Raw genomic sequence first — 7135 nt, 5'->3', positions numbered from 1 at the left:
TGGCATAGAGGAACCACCTGTACCCATCTCGAACACAGAAGTTAAGCTCTATAGCGCCGAAAGTAGTTGCCGGAACGCTGGCTGCGAGGATAGGACGACGCGATGCCGATATATATAAAAAAGAAGGGGACTTCTTTTTTTATTTTGGACGATTAGCTCAGCTGGGAGAGCACCTGCCTTACAAGCAGGGGGTCACAGGTTCGATCCCTGTATCGTCCATTGGCGAAGGCCAAGATATGCACGCCGCGTCGGGCAATCCAGCCGACTTAGCTCAGCTGGTAGAGCACCGCTCTTGTAAAGCGGGGGTCGAAGGTTCGAATCCTTTAGTCGGCATGATTATGCGAACGTAGTTCAGAGGTAGAACATCACCTTGCCATGGTGGGGGTCGCGGGTTCGAATCCCGTCGTTCGCTTGGATGCCGGCGTGGCGGAATAGGCAGACGCACAGGACTTAAAATCCTGCGATGGAAACATCGTACCGGTTCGATCCCGGTCGCCGGCATAATGCACCTATAGCGCAATTGGATAGAGTGTCTGACTACGAATCAGAAGGTTGCAGGTTCGACTCCTGCTAGGTGCATAAGGCCCCAAAAGGTCTAGGGCAAAAAAGTCCAAAAAGAAAGCGGGACGTAGCTCAGCTTGGTAGAGCACCTGGTTTGGGACCAGGGGGTCGCAGGTTCGAATCCTGTCGTCCCGATCGCTGTGAGTACTACAGCAAAGTATCGCGGTGTAGCTCAGCTGGCTAGAGCGTTCGGTTCATACCCGAGAGGTCGAGGGTTCGATTCCCCCTGCCGCGATGACTCGAGCTGGGACCATTAGCTCAGCTGGTTAGAGCAGACGGCTCATAACCGTCCGGTCGTTGGTTCGAGTCCAACATGGTCCATGGAAGTGGATTAAAAGAACATGGAGAATTACCCAAGTCTGGCTGAAGGGAACGGTCTTGAAAACCGTCAGGTCGGGAAACCGGCGCGGGGGTTCGAATCCCCCATTCTCCTTACGGGTATTGCCCAAAAATAATATTATCGCGGGATGGAGCAGTTCGGTAGCTCGTCGGGCCCATAACCCGAAGGTCGTAGGTTCAAATCCTACTCCCGCAATTGGTCGCATGGTCTAGCTGGTTAGGACGCCTGCCTGTCACGCAGGAGATCACGGGTTCGAACCCCGTTGTGACCGTTTTCTGAAAAAGAAAAGTTGGCTCTGTAGCTCAGTTGGTAGAGCAATGCATTGAAGCTGCATGTGTCGGCGGTTCGATTCCGTCCAGCGCCATTGGGGGAACCCAGAAAAGATGCGAATGTAGTTCAATGGTAGAATTCCAGCCTTCCAAGCTGGCTATGCGGGTTCGATTCCCGTCATTCGCTTAGGCAAGAAGCCGAAGAGATGGGCCATTAGCTCAGTTGGTTAGAGCGCTGTGTTGATAACGCAGAGGTCCCAGGTTCGAGTCCTGGATGGCCCATGACAAAGGAGACTACGGTCTTCTTTTTTGTGCAATGGTGTGTTTGATGGGCCGTCCGTAGTTAGGTTCTTTGAAGTGGTATCAAGCTGTGCGCAGTTAGTTCTTTTAGATTATTTGCGAAGTTGTGTGCAGTTAGTTCTTTTATATTATTTGTGAAGTTGTGTGCAGTTTGTTTCTTTGATAAGTTTACTAAATTGTATACAGCTTGACCTTTTGACTCGTTTGCTAATTCGTGTACAGATACGTTTTTGCTTATGTAGTGATTGAGTGCTACCTCGTCTTGCCTTTTTTGATTAAAATAGCTATACTAAAACTAAGCAAATATCTGTTATAAGTAGACAAACATAGAGAGACCCTGGTTGGTGAAAAGGGTTAGGTCGAAACTCCGACAGATTTACGTTAGCGAGTAATGTCGCTCGGTTTACCACCGTTATCTGGCCTTAATTGAGTGCTGCATGCTTTGCAGAACTAGGGTGGTACCACGGATTGCGCTTTTTTCGTCCCTTGACTAGGAATAGTTGGATGAAAAGGCGCTTTTTATTATCCAAAAAAGGAGAAAAACCATGTTAAATTTGAAGTACTTACGAAAGAATCAAGAAGTTGCAGCACAAAAGCTTGCAGATCGTGGTGTGCAAGATGGCGTCTTAGCTGATTTGTTAGCTGCAGACCAGAAGCGGCGTGATGTGATTGCCAAGGTGGAAGAACTTAAGGCTAAGCGTAACGAAGCATCTGATAAAATTGCCTTTGCTAAGCGTCAAAAAGAAGATGCTTCAGCTGCCATTCAGGAAATGCAAGCCGTTGCCAAGGAAATCAAGGACCTCGACCAAGAGTTAGAGGGCTTAGACCAAACGGTTAAGGACCAGGCTGCACACTTGCCAAACATTGCCGAGGATGATGTCCCAGTTGGCCCTGATGAAGAAGCCAATGTTGAAATCAGAACTTGGGAACCTGCCGACTATCAAGGCCGTCCACTGGTTAAGACGGAGGCCCCAGCATGGCTGAAGCCTCACTATGAAATCGGTGAGGATTTGGGTATTTTGGATTTCGAACGTGGAGCCAAGGTTTCTGGTGCACGGTTCCTGTATTATGTTGGTGATGGTGCACGTTTGGAACGGGCTTTGTATAACTTCATGTTAGACCAACACCGTGCAGAAGGTTACACCGAAATGATTACGCCAATCGTGGTGAACGATTCGGCGATGTTTGGGACCGGCCAATACCCTAAGTTCCAAGACGATGCTTACCGAGTGGAAGGCTTGAATCAAACCTATATCCCAACGGCCGAAGTATCTTTGACGAACTACTACTCGGGAGAGACAATTCCTGCAGAGGACTTGCCAATTTCTATCACGGCTTTGTCACCATCTTTCCGAAAGGAAGCTGGTGCTGCGGGTCGCGATACGCGTGGGTTGATTCGTTTGCACCAATTTAATAAGGTGGAAATGGTGAAGTTTGCCAAGCCTGACCAATCGGATCAGGAATTGGAAACGATGACAAACAATGCCGAAAATATCTTGCAAAAATTAGGTTTGCCATATCACGTGATTACGTTGTCAACAGGGGACATGGGCTTCTCAGCTGCTAAGACGCATGACTTGGAAGTTTGGTTGCCAGCCCAGGGCATGTATCGTGAAATTTCGTCGGTATCAAATACTCGTGACTTCCAGGCCCGTCGGATGCACATTACTTACCGGAATGAAGATGGTAAGTTGGAATTGGTTCACACTTTGAACGGTTCCGGTTTGGCCGTTGGTCGAACAGTGGCTGCCATTTTGGAAAACTACCAAAATGAAGATGGAACAGTAACGGTTCCAGAAGTTTTGCGTCCATATTTGGGTGGCCAAGAAACATTGCAGGCAACGCCACATCATTAAAAACAACCAAGCTGATGGCTGATTTCAGACTGCCAAGTCTGTTATTTCCACGGCTTTTTTGCTATACTAGGCTGTAGTATTCTTAAATTTTAATGAACATTTTGTGATGAAGGGAGTGTGTCCGTTTTTTAACGGTCACCGATATAAGCATGGTTAATCCAGTCCGTAAACTTTACGACAATTCGAAGCGTCAATTAAAAAAGATTGAAAAGGTTGCTGACCAGGTAGAGTCATACGCAGACACGGTTGCTGCCCTGTCTGATGAAGCCTTGCAAAAGAAGACGCAAGACTTTCAAATTCAAATTCAAGCAGCTTTAGCTGGCAAGACAACTGCAGCTGAAAAGCAAAAGGCAACGGCCAAAGAGCTGGATGCCCTTTTGCCTGAAGCCTTCGCGGTGGCAAGAGAAGCTGCTAAGCGTGTTTTGGGTCTTTATCCATACCGAGTACAAATCATGGGTGCCATCGTTTTGCATGGTGGAAACCTAGCCGAAATGAAGACCGGTGAAGGAAAGACATTGACGGCCACAATGGCAGTTTATTTGAACGCATTGGCCGGCCAAGGTGTCCACGTTGTGACGGTGAACGATTACCTTTCAAAGCGTGATGCGGAACAAATGGGCCAACTTTACAACTGGTTGGGCTTGACTGTTGGTGTGAACGTTGGTGATGCTGCTCCTGATGAAAAGCGGGCTGCATACGATGCTGATATCACTTATTCAACAAACTTCAATATTGGTTTTGACTACCTTCGTGACAACATGGTTACTCGGGCAGAAGACCGAGTGATGCAACGTGGTTTGAACTACGCATTGATTGATGAAGCGGATTCAATTTTGATTGATACGGCTCGAACACCATTGATCATTTCTGGTCCTGGTTCAGGGGTTTCACCTTTGTACCAACAGGTTGACCGCTTTGTTAAGACCTTAACTCGCGACGAAGACTATAAGGTCGATGAAGAAAGCAAGAATACTTCACTCACGAGTGAAGGAATCAAGAATGCTGAAGTCTTCTTTAACTTGGATAACTTGTACGATGCGCAAAACACAGCTTTGACCCACCACGTGGATCAGGCTTTGCGCGCCAACTTTAACTACTTGAATGATAAGGACTATGTTGTTCAAGACGGTGAAGTCAAGTTGATTGATCAATCAACGGGGCGTATTTCAGAAGGAACTCGTTTGTCTGATGGTTTGCACCAGGCCATCGAAGCCAAAGAAGGCGTCGAGGTTCGTGAAGAAAATAAGTCAATGGCCCAAATTACCTACCAGAACCTCTTCCGGATGTACAAGAAGTTGTCTGGTATGACTGGAACGGCCAAGACGGAAGAAGAAGAATTACGCGAAATCTATAACATGGAAGTCGTTGAAATTCCAACGAACCGGCCAATCCAACGTGAGGACTTGCCTGATTTGCTCTACCCATCTTTGAAGACAAAGTTTAATGCGGTTATCAATAAGGTAGCGGAATTGCACAAGAAGGGCCAACCCGTCTTGTTGGGAACAGGTTCAGTTGAATCTTCTGAATTAGTGGCAAAGTTGTTGACGGCGCACAAGATTCCACATAACGTCTTGAATGCCAAGAACAACGAAAAGGAAGCCGAAATTATTGCCAATGCTGGTCAACGGGGCGCCGTTACGGTGGCAACAAACATGGCCGGTCGTGGAACCGATATTAAATTAGGCCCTGGTATCGACGATTTGGGTGGTTTGGCCGTGATTGCCACGGAACGTCACGAATCTCGTCGAATTGATAACCAGTTGCGTGGTCGTGCCGGTCGTCAAGGAGACCACGGTTCTTCACAATTCTTCTTGTCATTGCAAGATGATTTGATGATTCGTTTCGGTGCCGAACGAGTTCGGACAATGCTGCAACGGATGAACATGGATGACGAAGACACGGTGATTACTCATCGCTGGATTACGCGTTCGGTTGAATCCGCTCAAAAGCGAGTTGAAGGAAACAACTACGATACTCGTAAGAACGTTTTGCAGTATGATGATGTCGTTCGTGAGCAGCGTGAGCTGATTTATCGTGAACGTGACCAAGTTTTGGATGAAAAGAAGAGCTTGGATGACGTTTTGTTGCCAATGGTTAAGCGGACAATCAACCGTGTGGTTGATGCCCAAACGCCTGGCAAGGACCAAAAGGAATGGGATTTGGATGCCCTTTCTGCCTTTGTGGAAACGTCATTAACATCCAAGGACCTTGGTGCTGTTCGTTTGCAAAACTTGAACCGCCAAGAAATCAAGGATCGCTTGTATCAGTTGGCCCTTGATAACCTGGCCGAAAAGAAGCAAGATTTGCAGGAAGAGGAGCAATTATTGGCTTTTGAGCGCATTGTTATCTTGCGAACAGTTGACCAACACTGGACGGACCATATTGATGCCTTGGATCGTTTGCGCCAAGGAGTCGGCTTGCGTGGTTATGGCCAGTTAAATCCATTGGTGGAGTACCAAAACGAAGCCTTTGCAAACTTTAATCGAATGATTGCTGATATCGAATACGATGCTACCCGGACCTTTATGAAGGCCGAGATTCGTACGAACTTAACAGCGTAAACAAAAAGCGAACGCTCAGTTCGCTTTTCTTATGTGGGAGGACCCGCCATGGAAACAGTGGCAGCCAAACAGGCGCTAACAGCCATCCAAGAGGATATCGAACGTTTTGCCAAAACGTTGGACTTGGATGCGCTAACAGAAGAGATTGCTGATTTTGAATACCAAATGACAGAACCGGGTTTTTGGGACGACCAAGAAAAGGCTCAGGGTATCATTGAGCAAAGCAATGTATTGAAAAATCGGCGTGATTCTTTCTTGAACTTATCCGAACAGGCTGATGAAATTGAGGTCTTAATCGAGATGGTGGAAGAAGACCCCGAGGATGAAGACAGCCAAGAAGAATTAACCAACTTGGTTGAAAAGACGCAAAAAGATGTTGAGGCCTATAACCTGGAGCAATTGTTGACGGGTGAGTACGATGCCAACAATGCCATTTTGGAAATTCATCCTGGTTCTGGTGGAACCGAGTCAACCGACTGGGGCGCCAACTTGTACCGGATGTATACCCGTTGGGCTTCAGCACATGACTTTAAAGTTGATGTTTTGGATTATCATGCTGGTGATGAAGCCGGGATTGATTCGGCAACCTTGAAGATTACCGGTCACAATGCCTACGGCTTTTTACGGTCTGAAAAGGGTGTTCACCGCTTTGTCCGGATTTCACCATTTGATTCTGCTGGCCGGCGGCACACATCTTTCGTTTCCGTTGATGTAATGCCAGAGTTGGATGACAGTATTGAAGTCGAAGTTCGCGATGATGACATTAAGATGGATGTCTTCCGTTCCGGTGGAGCGGGAGGACAGAACGTTAACAAGGTTTCAACGGGTGTTCGCTTGACCCACGAACCAACGGGAATTGTTGTTTCCTCGACCGTCGAACGAACACAATATGGTAATCGTGATTACGCCATGCGCCTCTTGAAGGGAAAGCTCTACCAGTTAGAGTTGGAGAAGAAGGAAGCGGAACGGGCGGCCTTGTCCGGGGAAAAGATGGAAAACGGCTGGGGATCTCAGATTCGTTCTTACGTTATGCACCCTTACCAGATGGTCAAAGACCACCGGACCAATTACGAAAGTAACCAACCACAAGAAGTTTTGGATGGCGACTTAGATCCATTGATTAATGCTTATCTTCAATGGCAGCTAAGTCTTAAGAATCCAGATTAAAACACAGAAAAGAAAACCAGGAATTTCCTTGGTTTTCTTTTTCTTATTTCAGAATTATTTCCGAAAAAATAAACTTGCGTT

The 7135-nt window shown here is 47.1% G+C and carries 3 protein-coding genes, 14 tRNA genes and 1 rRNA gene; all 18 read left to right on the top strand.

The features are described 5' to 3' along the window. Positions 1-106, top strand: a 5S ribosomal RNA gene (rrf, locus tag AABI08_RS05755); the annotation flags it as partial. 40 nt (positions 107-146) lie between these two features. Further along, positions 147-219: transfer RNA gene (locus AABI08_RS05750), tRNA-Val, on the top strand. Between the two features lie 41 nt (positions 220-260). Further along, a tRNA-Thr gene (locus tag AABI08_RS05745) sits at positions 261-333 on the top strand. Positions 334-340: 7 nt separating this feature from the next. Next, positions 341-412: transfer RNA gene (locus AABI08_RS05740), tRNA-Gly, on the top strand. Positions 413-417: 5 nt separating this feature from the next. Then, positions 418-501, top strand: a tRNA-Leu gene (locus AABI08_RS05735). 4 nt (positions 502-505) lie between these two features. Further along, a tRNA-Arg gene (locus AABI08_RS05730) sits at positions 506-579 on the top strand. 43 nt (positions 580-622) lie between these two features. Beyond that, positions 623-696 (top strand) — tRNA-Pro (locus AABI08_RS05725). A gap of 26 nt (positions 697-722) precedes the next feature. Then, a tRNA-Met gene (locus AABI08_RS05720) sits at positions 723-796 on the top strand. 12 nt (positions 797-808) lie between these two features. Beyond that, a tRNA-Ile gene (locus AABI08_RS05715) sits at positions 809-882 on the top strand. Positions 883-904: 22 nt separating this feature from the next. Further along, positions 905-994: transfer RNA gene (locus tag AABI08_RS05710), tRNA-Ser, on the top strand. Between the two features lie 28 nt (positions 995-1022). Further along, a tRNA-Met gene (locus AABI08_RS05705) sits at positions 1023-1096 on the top strand. Positions 1097-1098: 2 nt separating this feature from the next. Continuing rightward, positions 1099-1172: transfer RNA gene (locus AABI08_RS05700), tRNA-Asp, on the top strand. Between the two features lie 20 nt (positions 1173-1192). Next, positions 1193-1265: transfer RNA gene (locus tag AABI08_RS05695), tRNA-Phe, on the top strand. A gap of 21 nt (positions 1266-1286) precedes the next feature. After that, positions 1287-1357, top strand: a tRNA-Gly gene (locus AABI08_RS05690). A 21-nt stretch (positions 1358-1378) separates the two neighbouring features. Next, positions 1379-1452 (top strand) — tRNA-Ile (locus tag AABI08_RS05685). 563 nt (positions 1453-2015) lie between these two features. Further along, positions 2016-3326: a serine--tRNA ligase gene (gene serS / locus AABI08_RS05680; protein WP_338344415.1), complete on the top strand. Its 1311-nt coding sequence runs from the start codon at positions 2016-2018 to the stop codon at positions 3324-3326. Positions 3327-3475: 149 nt separating this feature from the next. After that, on the top strand, positions 3476-5887 hold the full coding sequence (gene secA / locus AABI08_RS05675; RefSeq protein WP_338343897.1) for a preprotein translocase subunit SecA: 2412 nt from the start codon (positions 3476-3478) through the stop codon (positions 5885-5887). Between the two features lie 48 nt (positions 5888-5935). Beyond that, positions 5936-7054 carry a peptide chain release factor 2 gene (prfB, locus tag AABI08_RS05670; RefSeq protein WP_047975037.1) on the top strand — a complete coding sequence of 373 codons (1119 nt, stop codon included), beginning with the start codon at positions 5936-5938 and terminating at the stop codon, positions 7052-7054. The last annotated feature ends 81 nt before the right edge of the window (positions 7055-7135 follow it).

The sequence above is a fragment of the Fructobacillus evanidus genome (genome assembly GCF_963580165.1).
Lineage (GTDB): Bacteria > Bacillota > Bacilli > Lactobacillales > Lactobacillaceae > Fructobacillus > Fructobacillus evanidus.
The sequence above is the reverse complement of the archived record's forward strand: the minus strand, read 5'-3'. Positions and strand labels throughout refer to the sequence as shown.